Origin of the sequence: Allopontixanthobacter sp., assembly GCF_034376665.1 — a bacterium.
In the GTDB taxonomy this organism is placed as follows: Bacteria; Pseudomonadota; Alphaproteobacteria; order Sphingomonadales; family Sphingomonadaceae; genus Allopontixanthobacter.
The window spans coordinates 1-13,874 of sequence record NZ_JAXMJI010000088.1 but is presented as its reverse complement, the minus strand read 5'-3'; the positions used below and the strand labels follow the sequence as shown (position 1 = coordinate 13,874).

Sequence of the window (13,874 nt, the reverse complement as noted above, 5' to 3'; positions counted from 1 at the left end):
CGCGCCCATGTGCGGAATTGCCGGTATTTTCCATCTTGAAACGCCTAAGCCGGTCGATCCCGCGCGGGTGGAGCGGATGTGCGAGGCGCTGGTCCACCGCGGCCCCGATGGTTCAGGGGTGTGGGCCGCACCGGGGGTCGGTCTCGGCCATCGCCGCCTGTCGATCATTGACCTGGAAGGTTCTCCCCAACCGATGCATTCCGCCGATGGCCGGGCGGTGATCGTGTTCAACGGCGAGATATACAATTTCGGCGAATTGCGGAGAGAACTTGCCGCGATGGGCGCGCAGTTCAACACCGAAGGCGATACCGAAGTGATCCTGGCAGCCTGGCAGAAATGGGGCGTCAAATGCCTCGACCGGCTGCACGGAATGTTCACCTTCGCTCTTTACGACCGGGAAACGCGGGAGCTGTTCCTGGCCCGTGACCGATTGGGGGTGAAGCCGCTGTTCACCGCGCGGCTGAGCGATGGCAGCATTGCCTTCGCCTCCGAGCTCAAGGGCCTGCTGGCGCATCCCTTGCTCCGGCGGGAGGCCGATCCGCTGGCGGTGGAGGATTACCTCGCGTGGGGGTATGTTCCCGATCACCGGTCGTTCCTGCGGGGCGTGGAAAAGCTGCCGGCCGGCCATTACCGCCTGCTTAAACATGGCGCTGCGCCGAGCGGCCCGGTGCAATGGTGGGACATCAGCTTTGCCGAGCGGCGCAAGGGGACGACCGCCGATTTGTCCGCCGAATTGCTGCATCACATGCGGGCGGGCGTGACATCCCGGATGATTGCCGACGTGCCGCTGGGCGCGTTCCTGTCGGGCGGGGTGGACAGCTCCAGCGTCGTCGCCCTGATGGCAGAGGCGAGCCGCGAACCGGTGCGAACCTGCTCCATCGGCTTCGATGTCGCCGCGCTGGACGAAACCGCACACGCGCAGCAGGTGGCGAACCTGTTCGGTACCGATCACCGCAGCCGGATGGTCGATCCCGACGATTTCGGTGCAATCGACCGCATCGCGGGCATCTTCGACGAACCCTTCGCCGATGCCTCCGCTCTGCCGACGCTGCGGGTGTGCGAACTGGCGCGGGAGAATGTCACCGTTGCCTTGTCGGGGGACGGCGCGGACGAAGCGTTTGCGGGATACCGCCGCCACATCTTCCACGCGCGGGAAGAACAGGCTCGGGCGGTGCTGCCGGCGTTCCTGCGCGGGCCGGTGTTTGGCGCGCTTGGATCGGCCTGGCCCAAGGCCGATTGGGCACCGCGCCCGCTGCGCGCGAAATCCACCTTGCTGTCGCTCGCGGCGAGCGGGGAGGAGGGCTATGCCCGCAGCCTGTCGGTTGTCCCGCCGGAACTGCGCCAGACGCTGTTTTCGGACGCATTCCTGAAAATCCGCGGCGAGTACCGGGCGGAACACCCGCTGATCCGGCTGATGCGCGATGCCCCGGCGCGTTCCGGGCTCGACCGGGCACAATATGCGGACCTCAAATTCTGGCTGCCCGGCGATATTCTGACCAAGGTTGACCGGACCAGCATGGCGGTGGGCCTGGAAGTGCGCGAGCCGCTGCTCGATCACCGGCTGGTCGAGTTCGCCGCCCAATTGCCGCACCGCGAACGCATCCGGGCCGGGCAGGGCAAATGGCTGCTCAAACGCACCATGGAACGCCATCTTCCGCGCGAGATCCTCTACCGCCAGAAGCAGGGCTTCGTGACCCCGCTCGCGCAGTGGCTGCGCGGTCCGCTCGCCGAAAGTGCCCGCGCTATCGGATCGGGCGCGGCGCTGGCGCGAACCGGCTGGTTCGATTCGAAGCGCATATCGACCCTGGCGGAAGAACACATTTCCGGTCGCAGCGACCATGCGCGATTATTGTGGCAATTGCTGATGCTGGATCGGACGGTGGAAAATCTTGGTTTATCCGCTTGACCACCCCGCAGGCTTGCGGCGGCAGACCAAATGCCGACATGACAGTGCCCTGATCCGGCACAAACGATCGAATCAGCGCACAATTAATTGGTTGCCAAGCAAGCATTTAGCGGCCTAGATTCCTGCCAACAGAAAAAATGGCCACGAAATTGTTCGGGCAGAGGCGTCGCAGCGGAATGGTTAGGCACCGCGTTTCAGGGGGATCTGGCAGCAATGGACAGCAGCGCGAACTCGGTAATGCGCTTCGGCAGCGACGAGGAAGATCTCGTTGCGGAAAGCTCCCTTCATGCCGGAATTTCCGAAGAACTGCTGTCGCTGGATGAACTCGACGTGTTTTACGACAGCGATTCCCGGACCTTGTGGAGCTATATGCGGCCCGCCGGTCGGCCCAGCTTCACGCCGACCATGTTGGGCGACTTCGAGAGTTGGCAGAGGCTGATTTCGGCGGATTTCGGCACGGGAAAGATCCCGCTGCGTTATCTGGTGCTAGGCAGCCGCGCGCCCGGCGTATTCTGCTTCGGCGGCGACCTGACGCTGTTCCACCGCCTGATTGCAAAGCAGGACCGGGCGGCGCTGGTGCATTACGGCCATCGCTGCTGCGCTATCCTCCACCGCAACATCCATACGCTTGACATTCCGATGCTGACCATTGGATTGGTTGAAGGCGCGGCGCTGGGCGGCGGTTTCGAAGCCCTTCTGTCGTTCGATTACATCATCGCCGAACGCGGCGCGACGTTCGGGCTGCCCGAAGTGATGTTCGGCCTGTTCCCCGGGATGGGCGCGCACGCCCTGCTCACGCGCAAACTGGGTAGCGCGATGGCGGACCGGCTCATCATGTCGAACCAGACCTACAGCGCGGAGGAAATGTACGATTTCGGCATCGTCCATCAGCTGGCCGAGAATGGGCAGGGACTGGATGCGACCCGCGAATTCATCAAGCGGTCTGACCGGCGCCATGCCGGGCTGGTCAATTCGCGGCGGGCCACTAAAGCAGTGTGGAAACTGGAGCTGTCCGAACTTAACCGGATTACCGAGCTGTGGGCCGATGCCGCGCTGCAATTGCGCGAACAGGATTTGAAGGTGATGACCAGGCTGGCTTCGGCGCAGCAACGTCTCGCCGACGCTGCCTGACCCACTCCTGCCCGGCCATCACATTTCAGGCGCGCCCTAGCGGGCGTCCACCATCACCAGTTCGGCATCGTCGATCGCCTCGACAGTGATGTCCGTCTCTCCGGTGATCGCGACACCATCGCGTGGTTGGGCTTCGATCCCGTTGACCTTGATCCGGCCGGTGGGCGCCACGAGATATTGGTGCCGCGCAGGATCGGCGGTGTAAGTCGCGCTTGCCCCGGCTGCCAAAGTTGCGGCGACGACCTTCGCATCGGCCCGGATCGGCAGCGCACCGTCCTGTTCGGCATTGCCGCTGGCGAGCACTTCCCACTGTCCGGCGCGGGTCCCGCGTGGAAATTCGCGCTGGCCCCACGAGGGCGCTCCGCCTGCCTGATCGGGGATGATCCAGATCTGGAACAGCGTGGTTGCTTCATCCTCCACATTGTATTCCGCGTGGGTGATTCCGCTGCCTGCGCTCATCACCTGAACGTCGCCCGCAGCGGTTCGGCCCATGTTGCCGAGCGAATCCTTATGCGTGATCGCGCCTGTGCGCACGAAGGTGACGATCTCCATATTGCTGTGCGGGTGGGGCGGAAAGCCGCTTTGGGGTGCAATCGTATCGTCGTTCCAGACGCGGATCTGCCCCCAGCTCAGCCGGTCCGGATTGTGATAGGATGAAAAGCTGAAGTGATGCCGTGCGTTCAACCAGCCGTGGTCGGCTGCTCCGAGGGAAGCAAAAGGCCTGATATCGATCATGGTATTGTCCTCTTCAGCGGGGTGTTGCCGCTGGAATGTGCTTTATTTCGTGAGCGCCGCCAGGGATTTCAACCCGCGCTGCCATGGCCCAGAGCCATGTATTCGGCGCTCTGCATTTCCATCAGCCGACTGGCGGTTCGTTCGAATTCGAAGCTGCCGTCTCCTGCATGATATAGCTGGTCTGGTTCGGCGGCGGCGGATGCGAACAGCTTGACCCGGTATTCGTAAAGCGCGTCGATCAGCGTAACGAAACGTGCAGCTTCGTTGCGGTCTTCCGGGCCCATCACCGGAATACCGACAATGAGGACCGTGTGATAGCACTGCGCGATAGCGAGGTAATCCGCCGCCCCGCGCGCTTCGCGGCAAAGCCGCTTGAAGCTGAACACTGCAACGCCCTTGAGGGATTTCGGCACATAAAGGCTGCGTCCGCCGCCCAAGTCCAACTCGCCCGAAGGGACGTTTGCGGCATCGTCCGGACTGTAGTCGGTCAGGCGGAAGAACACCTCGCGCAGTTGCGCCGTTGCCTGATCGCCGATGGGGGTGTGCCAATTGTCGATCCCGCCCAGACGTTCCAATCGGTAATCGGTGGGGCCGTTCAATTCCACGACCTCGAGGCGTTCCTCGATCAGCGCGATGAATGGCAGGAAATGTTCGCGGTTCAGCCCGTCCTTGTAGAGGTCCCGCGGCGGACGGTTGGACGTGGCGACGATGGTGACACCGTGATCGACGATGAGTGCGCGGAACAGCCGGCTCATGATCATCGCGTCGGCGCTGTTGTTCACCACCATCTCGTCGAAGGCGAGGCAGCGCACGCCCTCCGCGATGCGAGCGGCGACCGGGATGATCGGATCGCCGCTTTCGTTCTGGCGTTCCTTGTGCAGCCGGGCGTGCACTTCGAGCATGAAGGCGTGGAAATGGACCCGGCGCTTGTCTTCGATGGCCAGCGCGCCGTGAAACAGATCCATCAGCATCGACTTGCCGCGCCCGACGCCGCCCCACAGATAGACGCCGCGCGGCGGTTCGCGCTTGCCGAACAGGCGGGAAACGAAGCCCTGCCGGGATTGGGCCACAAGTTGTTCGCGCAGCGCGGCCAGTTTGCGGGCGGCCGCCCGCTGCTGCGGGTCGGGCCGCAACTCGCCCGCAGCGACCAGTTCGTCATACCGGGACATCGTAACACTCATCGGCGCAGTGTCACTTACCCGAAGCCTTGCGGATAATGCCGGAGAAGGACGCAACCGTGTGGTCTTCCTGAACCACCATCCCGCGCAGGAACATCAGGCGGCCCGTCTCGCGGACCAGTTCGACCACCGAATCCAAAGGCCGGTCGACCTTGCCCGCACCGACAAACTGGGTCGAAAGCTCCAGCGTGACTGCCATTTCGGCGTTGCCATCGCCCAAGGTGCGCAAGGCCGCAAACAGCGAAATGTCGATCAGCGACAGCGTGACCGCGCCGTGGATCATTTCCTGCAAATTGGTGTGCTTGCGCTCGGGAATCATCCGCAAGCGACACTGCTGACCCGCCGGACCCGCTTCTCGCCGGGTCCACATCCGGCCCATTACCGCACCGTTGAAGCGGGTATCGTCGACCAGGTCCCAGGTGAACCAGCCGGGCATATCCGGATCTTCGCGATAGACGAAAAACCCGGGATTTTCGCTTACGTCACTGCCGGCCACGGATCAGATGTGCCGTTCGGCCATCATTTTCCTGGTTTCGGCAATCGCCTTGGCCGGGCTGAGGCCTTTGGGGCAGACATTGGCGCAGTTCATGATCGTGTGGCAACGGTACAGGCGGAAGGGGTCTTCCAGATCGTCCAGCCGTTCACCGGTCATTTCGTCGCGGCTATCGGCCAGCCAGCGGTAAGCCTGGAGCAGGATCGCGGGACCGAGGAACTTGTCCGAATTCCACCAGTATGACGGGCAGGCGGTCGAACAACAGGCGCACAGAATGCATTCGTACAATCCGTCCAATTGCTCGCGCTGCTGGGGGGTCTGCAGGCGTTCCTTGCCCGATGGGGTGGTGCTGACCGTCTGCAGCCAGGGCCGGATGGAGGCATATTGGGCGTAGAAATGGGTGAAATCGGGCACCAGGTCCTTGATCACTTCCATATGCGGCAGCGGAGTGATCCGGATTTCGCCCTTCAGATCGCTCATTGCGGTGGTGCAGGCGAGGCCGTTCTTGCCGTTCATGTTCATCGAGCAGGACCCGCAGATCCCCTCGCGGCAGCTTCGGCGGAAGGTCAGCGTCGGGTCGATCTCGTTCTTTATCTTGATCAGCGCGTCCAGCACCATCGGCCCGCAATCGTCGAGGTCGATTTCGAAAATGTCGTAGCGCGGGTTTTCACCGGTATCGGGATCGTAGCGGTAGATCTTGAATTTCTGCACATTCTTCGCACCATTCGCCGGATGCGACCGCCCCTTGCCGGTGATCTTCGAGTTCTTCGGAAGGGTGAAGGTGGCCATTCGGATGCTTTCTGTACTGCGAGCCCAGACGTGTAGGCCTATCTAGCGCCAATTGCGCCAAGGGCAAGAGCGCGCAACAGGGTTGGCGGATAGAGTTTTCTCGAACTGCTGATGCAGATTTGGCACCGGGCGGTTGTAATGGATTGGAGTGGACATTGCCTTGGGACCAGTGACAGGAGAAGGCATGACCGGTCAGGCAGACTTCCCCAAATGTGCAGCCATCTTCGGTGCCAGCGGAGGCATCGGTGCGGCACTGACCCTCGCGCTGGCAGACCGCGGAGTGGAGCGGATATACGCCGGATCGCGGAGCGGCCATGTGCCGGGCGGCGCGTCGGTGATACCCTTCACCTTCGATCTGGTGGAGGAATCCTCCATCGCCGCGGCTGCCGGGATGATGGCGAACGCCCCGCCCGACCTCGTGATCGTCGCAACCGGTACTCTGACGTTGGCCGATGGTACCGGTCCGGAGCGGACATACCGAATGCTCGATCCCGCCGCGATGCTGCAGGTTCTGCGGGCCAACACCATCGGTCCGGCGATTATCGCCAAGCACCTGTTGCCGCTGTTTGCACGGGACCGGCGCTCCGTGTTCGCTGCGCTGTCGGCGCGGGTCGGGTCGATTGGCGACAACCGGATGGGCGGGTGGCATTCCTACCGCGCTTCCAAGGCGGCGCTCAATATGCTGTTGAAGAATTTTGCCATCGAACTGGCCCGCACGCATAAGCTTGCCGTGATTGCCGGGCTGCATCCGGGCACGGTCGACACCGCCTTGTCGCAGCCATTCCAGGGGAATGTGCCGGACAAACAATTGTTCACCCCGCAGCGTTCGGCGGAAAGCCTGCTGGGTGTGCTGGAGAGGCTGCAGCCGGAGGATAGCGGCGGCGTGTTCGACTGGGCAGGAGCCCGGGTTCCCGATTAACCCATCAGGCCCTGACGGCGCAGGCTTTCGGCCAGTATCGTTTCGATCAGCTCCGACTGCGTCCACCCGGCCATGGCTGCGGCTTTCCCGAAGACCTTTTGCGACCACAGATTGCAGTTGAGGTTTACCTCGAGGAAGTGGACCACTCCGGTATCTTCGTTGACGCGGAATTCGAAGCGGCCATAATCGAAGGGTCGGAATTCGTCCCACAGTTTCCGGGTGAAGCCTGCGATCTGCTGCGACATTACCGGATCGGTAAGCCGGTCGAGCGAATAATGCTGCCTCTGCTGCCTCAATTCGCGCTTTTCGGCATAGGTGCGCAAATGATCGGGATCGGCCTGCCGGAAAATGAACATCGGCAGCAAGACCGGATCACCGATTGTCAGGACCGGTACCTCGGCATCGCTTCCGGTCAGGAAGGGTTCGACGATGGCGTCATGTCTTTCCTCGTGGATTTCCTCGATTGCGGTGCGCACGCCGGTCCAGTCGCTGGCATCGCGGACGCCCCAGCTGGCCGAGGAAGCATTGGGCTTGATGACATAGCGGTCCGCCCGTGGGCACTTCGCTTCGTCAACCGGAGCACCGCGGCGGTAGATCGCCCAGGGCGCTGTGGGCACTCCCGCAGCGGCAGCGGCGCGTTTGGTCAGATGCTTGTCATCGCCGAGGCCCCGAAGGATCGGACTTGCACCCAGAAACGGAATGCCATGACGGGTGCACAGCAGCGGTCCGAGCATCTCCGAATTGAAAAACCCCGCACGGTTGAGCAGTGTGAACACGAAATCCACATCCGGCTTTTCAAACAGGGCTTCGAAACTGTTCGCCACCGTCAGGTTCAGGCCCAGTCCTTCCAGAATGGACCGCATTTCGTGGTGGTAGACTGCATGATTTCCGTCTTCGCGGTGCATCGAACCATCGCCCAGGGCGTGCTTGGCGATGAACATGATGCGCAGACGTTCCTTTGCGGCATTCGTGATCTTCAAGGGAGCCAATAGGTCCGTCAATTTCTTGACCTCGCGTGGATTCGCACCTCAGTAGGTCGCTAATAGCGAATTCATGCGACAACCGCGAGACTTTCTCAGGAAAGCAGCAAAACTTCATGTAAACGGAGCATAACTTCGCATCCGTCCGCGATCAGACGCCTGCCAGTCTGGCCGTATCCAGAATTGCTCCGACAAATCCTTCCGGATCGTCTTCCTGAATGAAGTGCCCGCCTTTCAGCGTCCGGTGGAGCGTGTGCTTGGCGCCGGGAACGCGCTCCTTGAACGGCGCATCGCCGCCCTTGGTGATCGGATCTCCGTCGCTGAAACAGCAGGTGAAGGGCTTCTCGAACCTTTCGAGTATTTCCCACGCTGCAAGTTGATCGGGCACCGCCACATTTGGCCCTAGCGGAACAAGGGCGGGAAACACCCGTGCAGCGGCCTTGCTGGCGCGCGTGGGGAAGGGTGCATCATAGGCGGCGACTTCGGCATCGCTCAGCTCGGTCTTGGTGGCTTTCTGCAGCAGTCCGCCAATCGGGAACACCGGGCTGACCTTGGCAAATGTGCGCCACGCGGAGAAGGCCTTGGGCGGATCCTGGCCAGCGGGAAGGCCGCCATTGGACAGCACCACGCCCGAAAATTTCTCCGGCATCGCAGTCACCAGCCGCAGCCCGATCAGCGATCCCCAATCCTGGCAGGCGAGCATCACCTTATCCAGCGCCAGCGCCTCGAACCATTCCTGCATCCAGGCGACATGACCGGCGTAGGTAAACACCGATTTGTCGGTCGGCTTGTCCGATTTGCCGAAACCGATCAGATCCGGCGCGATCACGCGGTATCCGGCATCGACCACCGGACCGATCATCTTGCGGTAGAGATAGCTCCAGCTGGGTTCGCCGTGCATCATCAGCACTGGCGTCGCATCCCGCGGCCCCTCGTCGACATAGTGAATACGCAATCCTTCGCGCAGTTCGTAGTAATGCGGCGCAAATGGATAGTCTGGGAGGTCGGCGAAGCAATCGTCGGGCGTGCGGAAAATCTCGGACATGGCAATTCCTCTCGTCGCGCGGCATGATGGCAATTCATGAAGCATTTGGGAAGAGCGCCGCGCAATCAGGCGCTTGTTCTTTGGTTTTGGGTTCGGCATTAGGCGGTCATGGATATTCTGGCCTTACTGAGCGACCCGGCGGCCTGGCTCGCGCTCCTCACCCTCATTGCCCTCGAAGTCATTCTTGGCGTCGACAACCTGATCTTCATTGCCATCCTTTCGAACAAGCTGCCCGAACACCAGCAGTCGAAGGCGCGGCGGATCGGGCTGTCTCTCGCGCTGATCATGCGGATCGGGCTGCTGATGCTGATCGGGTGGATTGTGACGCTGCAAACCCCGCTGTTCGATCTGGGACTGCAGGGTGCGCCCAACCAGTATGGTGACGCGACGTTCGAAACGGCCTTTTCCGGGCGCGACCTGATCCTGCTGGCGGGCGGCTTCTTCCTGCTGTGGAAAGCGACCAAGGAAATCCATCATTCGATGGAACCGGAAGATCCGTCGGGCGATCTGCTCGACAAGACCCCGGGCATCGCCGCCGCCGCGACTGCCGGCTTCGGCGCGGTCATCGCCCAGATCATTGCCATCGACATCGTGTTTTCGGTCGATTCGATCCTGACCGCTGTCGGCATGACGGACCATGTGCCGATCATGGTTGCGGCGGTAGTGATCACGGTTGGCGTGATGATGGTGGCCGCCGATCCGTTGGCGAAATTCATCGAGAAGAACCCCACGCTGGTCATGCTGGCGCTGGCATTCCTGGTGATGATCGGCCTGGTGCTGATTGCGGACGGCTTCGGCTTCCACGTGCCCAAGGGTTACATCTACGCCGCGATGGGCTTCTCGGTCGGGGTGGAGGCGCTGAACATCATTCAGCGCAACCGCCGTATGCGGATCAAGGCTGCTGCAAAGGCTTCCGCCTCCGAATAGGATCGCGCGGGCGTGGCGAACTTCGGTTCAGGCCATCCGCCTGGTTTAACTGGTGCATGAAAAAGGCCCCCGGTCCGAAATGGACAGGGGGCCTTTTTTGGTCAGATGCGGCGGTGCTTACCCGAAGGTGCGCTGCCACCAGCCGCTCTTGCGCGGGCCGGAGGCTTCGCCTTCCTCGGCAGGGGCGGGGTCGGCGGATTTCGCCGCTGTCTTGGGTGCTGCGGCTTTCGAAGTGTCTGCCTGTTCGGGCTGCACCGCAGGCTTGGCGCGGCTTCTCGGCGCTGCCTTGGGCGTTGGTTTGACTTCAGCCGCGGCCTCCGCTTCGCCTTCGGCAGGCGCAACGTCAGCCTTTTTGGCCCGTGAACGACGCTTGGGCTTTTCGGCCGCCGATTCGTCCGAGGCCGGGGCTTCTGCCGCCGGTTCCAAGGCCGCTTCGCCGGCAACCTTTTTGCTTCGTGCCCGGCGGGCAGGCTTGGGCTTGTCCTCCGTTCCGGCTGCATCCGCTCCTGCTTCCGGCGCGCTTTCGTCCGCCTTCTTCGCGCGGGAGCGGCGTTTCGGCTTCGGCTTTTCGTCCGCTGCGGCCTCTGCAGTTTCGGGTGTTCCCTCGGGGCCGACTACGACCGCGATATCGTCCTGCATCTGCTCGGAGACGTCTGCCAGGTTTTCAGCGCCGTTTTCGCCTTCACCTTCGCCCCGGCCGCGTCCGCGCCGACGGCGGCCACCGCGGCGGCGACGCTTCTTGGGCTTTTCTTCGCCGTCATCGTCGGAGGCGAAACGGGGCTGGTCCTGCTGCGGACGATCATCGGTATCCGCCTCGTCATTGTCGCTGCGACCGACGTTCCGGCTTTCACCCTGATCGAGACCCTGGCTCTCGCCGCCAGCACGCTTGCGGCCCCGGCCACCACGGCGGCGGCGGCGCGGACGGTCTTCGCCATCTTCATCGCTGCCATCACTGTCGGTGTCGCTGTCCGCCTGTGCGCGGCCCCGGCCACGATCACCGCGATCGTTACGGTCACCGCGATCATTGCGGCCGCGATCGTCCCGGCCGCGATCGTCACCGTCGTCTTCTTCGGCGTAATCGTCTTCGGAAATCTCTTCCTCGTCATCTTCTTCGATGACAATCGGTTCGAACCTGGGTGCTTCTGTCGGGCGCGGGCCGGAACTGGCGACGCTCATCTTGGCGCCTTCGTCCTCGCCTTCGGGGACCACTTCCACGCTCACGCCGTAGCGGTGTTCGATCTCGGTCAGATCGGCGCGCTTGGCGTTGAGCATGTAGATCGCCGCTTCGGTGCTGGCGGACAGGGTGATTACCGTCCCCCGGCCTTTCGCGGCTTCGTCCTCGATCAGGCGCAGGGCAGACAGTCCGGCACTGGAAGCGGTGCGGACCAGACCGGTACCGTCGCAATGCGGACAGTCGCGGGTGGTGGCTTCGAGCACACCGGTGCGCAGCCGCTGGCGGCTCATTTCCATCAATCCGAAGCTGGATATGCGGCCAACCTGGATACGTGCGCGGTCATTCTTGAGCGCGTCCTTCATGGCGCGCTCGACCTTGCGGACGTTCTGGTTGTATTCCATGTCGATGAAATCGATCACCACCAGGCCGGCCATGTCGCGCAGGCGCAGCTGGCGGGCGATTTCCCGCGCGGCTTCGAGATTGGTGGCGGTTGCGGTGGCCTCGATCCCGTGTTCCTTGGTCGAACGGCCCGAGTTGATGTCGATCGACACCAGCGCCTCGGTCGGGTTGATTACCAGGTAGCCGCCCGATTTGAGCTGAACCACCGGATCGTACATCGCCCGCAGCTGGTCTTCCGCGCCGTAGCGCTGGAACAAGGGCACTGGGTCCGAATAAGCCTTAACCCGCCGCGCGTGGCTGGGCATCAGAAGCTTCATGAATTCCTTGGCGGCCTTGTAGCCCTGCTCGCCTTCGACCACGACTTCTTCGATCTCGCGGTTGTAGATGTCGCGGATCGCCCGCTTGATCAGGTCGCTGTCCGAATGGATCAGCGCTGGCGCGCTGGAGCTGAGTGTGCGCTCGCGGATTTCATCCCAGACCCGCGCGAGATAATCGAAGTCGCGCTTGATTTCCGGCTTGGTGCGCGAAAGCCCGGCGGTCCGCACGATCAGGCCCATGTTCTTGGGCAGGGTGAGGTCGGAAACGATTTCCTTGAGGCGCTTGCGGTCACCCGAGCTGGAAATCTTGCGGCTGATCCCGCCGCCGTGGCTGCTGTTGGGCATCAGCACGGTGTAACGGCCGGCCAGACTGAGATAGGTGGTCAGGGCAGCGCCCTTGTTCCCGCGTTCTTCCTTGACGACCTGGACCAGCAGCACCTGGCGGCGCTGAATGACGTCCTGGATCTTGTAGCGGCGGCGCAGGGCCATCCGCTTGGCGCGGGCTTCGTCGACTGCCTTGGCACGGCCCGGCTTGCTGGTGCCCTGGCGGCGACCCTTCTGGCCGCGCGCACGGCCACGCCCGCGTCCACCGCGGCGATTGCTGTCGTCTTCGCTTTCTTCGCCGTCTTCTTCCTCGCTGTCCCCTTCGTCCGAATCGTCGTCATCGTCACCGTCCAGCCGGCCTTCTTCGATGGTCGCGACGGAATCCTTTTCCGACGTGTCGATTTCCTCGAGTCCGTCTTCGGCGAGGTCTTCGATCAGCGCTTCGGACGATTCGTCCTCCGCGTCATATTCGTCGCCGGGCAGATTGCCTTCTTCCTCGTCCGCAGCCCGCAGGGCGGCCTCTTCCTCGGCGGCTTCGGCTTCTTCGGCCAGCAGCGCCTCGCGGTCTTCTTTGGGGATCTGGTAGTAATCCGGGTGGATTTCGCTGAACGCCAGGAAGCCGTGCCGGTTGCCGCCGAATTCGACGAACGCCGCCTGCAGCGAAGGTTCGACCCTTGTTACCTTGGCAAGATAGATATTGCCTTTGATCTGCTTGTGTTCAGCGGATTCGAAATCGAATTCTTCAATCCGGTTGCCTTTGAGGACCGCCACCCGGGTTTCTTCCGAGTGGCGCGCATCGATTAGCATGCGCGTTGCCATTGATATTTCTCCAGACGCGTCCGGGCGGGGCATGATCGAGGATCATCCGAGCCAGAGGGATACGCGTTATTGTGTGAATACCGCTGGCCCCGGCGGGACGAGCGGCGATAAGTAACCGACCCGAGCGAAGTATCGCTGCGGAACGGGGTGATGTGTCTGCAAATGTGGGAATGCGCGTTTGCTGCGCCGCCTGTCCTGCCCAAGACCCGACGCAGCACAGAGGCTGTTCTGTCGGGATTGGGGGTAGGCTTCTCATCTATGCATCAACCTGTGGAGGCATTGGACAATTGGCCCGCTGCCGTTTCCGGGTGCCCCTTCGCCCTATAATGCACCTGAGGCGCAGTCGCTGGCTTGGATGACCAAATATCCGGTAAGACGCAGCTAGCACTGCCCAATTCGATGAGCAACCATATTGCGCGCCTAATCTTTGAAGTTGCGTTCCTCTGGGCCAATCGTGCCAATTGGTTGCCAAGCAACATGGCTCCATCGTAACAGCGCAGCGCAATGGCACGTCGCGTAATCATATGGCTGTTATTCCTGGTGCCGGTTTTGCTGGTTGGCGGTCTGTATGCGATGGGGCGTGCCATTCCCGTTTCGTCGCCGGCCCCGGATTACGTGTTGCGGATCGCCTTGCCGGAAGCGGGAAAGCCGGTCGATCTGCCGCAGGTTTACGGACCAGACGACATCAGCCGCCCGCTGCTGGTGATCGATCCCGGACACGGCGGCAGGGATCCCGGG

At 62.4% G+C, this 13,874-nt stretch carries 11 protein-coding genes and 1 pseudogene; 5 read left to right on the top strand and 7 right to left on the bottom strand.

The annotated features are described in order from the left end of the window. Positions 1-7 precede the first annotated feature (7 nt). Positions 8-1,906, top strand: a complete 1,899-nt coding sequence (locus U0988_RS09375) for an XrtA/PEP-CTERM system amidotransferase (RefSeq protein ID WP_322292359.1) — start codon at positions 8-10, stop codon at positions 1,904-1,906. Between the two features lie 213 nt (positions 1,907-2,119). After that, positions 2,120-3,037 (top strand): crotonase/enoyl-CoA hydratase family protein, encoded by a 918-nt coding sequence (locus tag U0988_RS09370; RefSeq protein WP_322292358.1) that lies wholly within the window; start codon positions 2,120-2,122, stop codon positions 3,035-3,037. A gap of 36 nt (positions 3,038-3,073) precedes the next feature. Here U0988_RS09370 and U0988_RS09365 read toward each other — a convergent pair whose 3' ends face one another. The 4 genes from U0988_RS09365 to U0988_RS09350 all read right to left on the bottom strand — a co-directional run bounded on the left by U0988_RS09365 (position 3,074) and on the right by U0988_RS09350 (position 6,232). Beyond that, positions 3,074-3,772 (bottom strand): pirin family protein, encoded by a 699-nt coding sequence (locus U0988_RS09365; protein WP_322292357.1) that lies wholly within the window; start codon positions 3,770-3,772, stop codon positions 3,074-3,076. Between the two features lie 68 nt (positions 3,773-3,840). Next, on the bottom strand, positions 3,841-4,941 hold the full coding sequence (gene zapE / locus U0988_RS09360) for a cell division protein ZapE (RefSeq protein ID WP_416172384.1): 1,101 nt from the start codon (positions 4,939-4,941) through the stop codon (positions 3,841-3,843). Between the two features lie 22 nt (positions 4,942-4,963). Further along, on the bottom strand, positions 4,964-5,386 hold the full coding sequence (locus U0988_RS09355) for a PaaI family thioesterase (protein ID WP_322292380.1): 423 nt from the start codon (positions 5,384-5,386) through the stop codon (positions 4,964-4,966). A gap of 63 nt (positions 5,387-5,449) precedes the next feature. Beyond that, the gene (locus tag U0988_RS09350; protein WP_322292355.1) at positions 5,450-6,232 is read right to left on the bottom strand and encodes a succinate dehydrogenase iron-sulfur subunit; all 783 of its coding nucleotides are present in this window, start codon (positions 6,230-6,232) and stop codon (positions 5,450-5,452) included. Between the two features lie 184 nt (positions 6,233-6,416). Between U0988_RS09350 and U0988_RS09345 the strand changes: the two genes are divergently transcribed. Then, positions 6,417-7,151 (top strand): SDR family NAD(P)-dependent oxidoreductase, encoded by a 735-nt coding sequence (locus tag U0988_RS09345; RefSeq protein WP_322292354.1) that lies wholly within the window; start codon positions 6,417-6,419, stop codon positions 7,149-7,151. Here U0988_RS09345 and U0988_RS09340 read toward each other — a convergent pair. Together U0988_RS09340 and U0988_RS09335 are read right to left on the bottom strand one after the other, a co-directional pair. Beyond that, complete coding sequence (locus U0988_RS09340) at positions 7,148-8,131, bottom strand: phosphoribosylglycinamide synthetase (protein WP_322292353.1); 984 nt, start codon at positions 8,129-8,131, stop codon at positions 7,148-7,150. The genes U0988_RS09345 and U0988_RS09340 overlap by 4 nt on opposite strands. Before the next feature lie 151 nt (positions 8,132-8,282). Beyond that, positions 8,283-9,176, bottom strand: coding sequence for a haloalkane dehalogenase (locus U0988_RS09335; RefSeq protein ID WP_322292352.1), 894 nt, complete (start codon positions 9,174-9,176; stop codon positions 8,283-8,285). Between the two features lie 108 nt (positions 9,177-9,284). Between U0988_RS09335 and U0988_RS09330 the strand changes: the two genes are divergently transcribed. Continuing rightward, a complete protein-coding gene (locus U0988_RS09330) occupies positions 9,285-10,103 on the top strand; it encodes a TerC family protein (protein ID WP_322292351.1) in 819 nt (272 codons plus the stop codon). A 117-nt stretch (positions 10,104-10,220) separates the two neighbouring features. Here the strand turns inward: U0988_RS09330 and U0988_RS09325 are convergent, their stop codons facing one another. Then, positions 10,221-13,136 carry an Rne/Rng family ribonuclease gene (locus U0988_RS09325; protein WP_322292350.1) on the bottom strand — a complete coding sequence of 972 codons (2,916 nt, stop codon included), beginning with the start codon at positions 13,134-13,136 and terminating at the stop codon, positions 10,221-10,223. Between the two features lie 504 nt (positions 13,137-13,640). On the opposite strand from U0988_RS09325, the pseudogene U0988_RS09320 reads away from it, so the two are divergent. Continuing rightward, positions 13,641-13,874, top strand: a pseudogene (locus tag U0988_RS09320) (N-acetylmuramoyl-L-alanine amidase); the annotation flags it as partial.

Bases quoted from the DNA above. Each gene is read 5' to 3' on its own strand.
- U0988_RS09375 (WP_322292359.1), top strand. From the start codon at position 8: ATGTGCGGAATTGCCGGTATTTTCCATCTTGAAACGCCTAAGCCGGTC.
- U0988_RS09370 (WP_322292358.1), top strand. From the start codon at position 2,120: ATGGACAGCAGCGCGAACTCGGTAATGCGCTTCGGCAGCGACGAGGAA.
- U0988_RS09365 (WP_322292357.1), bottom strand. From the start codon at position 3,772: ATGATCGATATCAGGCCTTTTGCTTCCCTCGGAGCAGCCGACCACGGC.
- zapE (WP_416172384.1), bottom strand. From the start codon at position 4,941: ATGTCCCGGTATGACGAACTGGTCGCTGCGGGCGAGTTGCGGCCCGAC.
- U0988_RS09355 (WP_322292380.1), bottom strand. From the start codon at position 5,386: ATGCCCGGCTGGTTCACCTGGGACCTGGTCGACGATACCCGCTTCAAC.
- U0988_RS09350 (WP_322292355.1), bottom strand. From the start codon at position 6,232: ATGGCCACCTTCACCCTTCCGAAGAACTCGAAGATCACCGGCAAGGGG.
- U0988_RS09345 (WP_322292354.1), top strand. From the start codon at position 6,417: ATGACCGGTCAGGCAGACTTCCCCAAATGTGCAGCCATCTTCGGTGCC.
- U0988_RS09335 (WP_322292352.1), bottom strand. From the start codon at position 9,176: ATGTCCGAGATTTTCCGCACGCCCGACGATTGCTTCGCCGACCTCCCA.
- U0988_RS09330 (WP_322292351.1), top strand. From the start codon at position 9,285: ATGGATATTCTGGCCTTACTGAGCGACCCGGCGGCCTGGCTCGCGCTC.
- U0988_RS09325 (WP_322292350.1), bottom strand. From the start codon at position 13,136: ATGGCAACGCGCATGCTAATCGATGCGCGCCACTCGGAAGAAACCCGG.